This is a genomic window from Postechiella marina (assembly GCF_039538365.1).
GTDB classification, from domain to species: domain Bacteria; phylum Bacteroidota; class Bacteroidia; order Flavobacteriales; family Flavobacteriaceae; genus Postechiella; species Postechiella marina.
In genome coordinates this window covers 1-1,476 of sequence record NZ_BAABCA010000018.1, presented here as the reverse complement: position 1 = coordinate 1,476, position 1,476 = coordinate 1, and the positions used below count along the sequence as shown (strand labels likewise).

At 37.7% G+C, this 1,476-nt stretch carries 2 protein-coding genes; both read left to right on the top strand.

From position 1 onward, the window contains the following. The coding region (locus ABD715_RS17745) for a hypothetical protein (RefSeq protein ID WP_344789673.1) at positions 1-511 on the top strand (511 nt) is incomplete at its 5' end. A gap of 159 nt (positions 512-670) precedes the next feature. Continuing rightward, a partial coding sequence (locus ABD715_RS17740) for a DUF6443 domain-containing protein (protein ID WP_486357907.1) occupies positions 671-1,476 on the top strand: 806 nt, incomplete at its 3' end.

Genomic DNA, 1,476 nt, shown 5'->3' with positions numbered 1-1,476 from the left:
CTATCACAAAACCAATACCATTATAAAGGTCAGCAATAATTTATTAATAGAAAAAAACACATTCAAATATATGAAATCACAACACTATATAATACCGTTAATACTTTTTGTGTTTAGCTTTTCGCAAGCGATTAGTGCGCAAACAGTACGAGAACAATTGATAGGTAGCTGGACTTTTGACTACGACACTTCAATAACTAAGATGGACACATCTGCTAAGAAACATCATGTTAAGATGCGTGAAGCCAGTAAACAAAAGTTCATAGAAGCCTTTAAGGGGCGTATTATGGTCTTTAACGCTGACGGTTCTTATAAACAGGAACTCTCTAAAGGAAGCAAAGGTAATGGTACTTGGCTAATTACTCCAGCTGGCTCGCTTGAAATCACCATGAAAAATGGTCGTGAGATAATTTTCACCATAGACCATTTGAATATAGTTTCACTAGTGCTGAAGCCTATTGAAACAGCAGGTAACCCACTTATGACCTATTGGCAGCTTTCAAAAAACTAAAAGACAAAAAACATGAAAAAACTAAACCCTATACTGGTTAAGCAAAGAAATCTAATTAAAGCCATCCAAACAGGTGTTACTACTCTGTTACTTTCAGTAATATTTACACAAGCATCCTATGCTCAAGATGGTTATATCACTGGTCTAGACACCCCAAATTTGAATATTTACAATAACTATACAGTATGGCTAAACAACGGGAACGTTCCGTCAAACTTGTTTCTGTACGAATGGTACATTGCTAGTGGTGACGGAAATTTCCAGTCTACAGGCTTAGATTTTGCTTCCGGGTATGGAAAAATCACAAGTAGCGCGAAGTGGAACAGTGAAGTCCAAGGAGATTATGTATATGTTGATTTTTACGATGATGTAAATTACAATGAATTCTATTATGCCGATCTTGAAATAAATACAGAATCTACCATACCATCAAATCCACCCCCTCCAACCACACAAAGTAGTAACTGTGGAAACACTGTAATTGCTAGAGCAACCCCTCCAAGTGGAGTTACTTGGTATTGGCAAAGTAGTGCTTCAGGCACAAGTACCTCTAATTCATCAAGTACGATAACCAAAACCAGTGGTACGGTACAATATTTACGCGCAAGAAATAGCGGTGGCACATGGAGCACTAGCTCCAGCAGCAGGAGTTATACTATTACCCAACCTAGTACCTGGTATCAAGATAGTGATGGCGATGGACTAGGAGATCCAAATAGTACAACATCTGCATGCTCACAACCTTCAGGTTATGTTAATGATAATAGTGATCAATGTCCAACTCAATCAGGTACAGCGGGTAATAATGGTTGTCCGGTAGCATCGGCGTGTGAACTAAGTGATGAGAATTATGTATATACTATAACTCCAAGAAAAGAAACAACAAATGTTTCTAGTTTAGAAAACAATGAAAAGATAGAAAGCATAGCATATTATGATGGTCTTGGTAGGCCCATGCAAAGTAT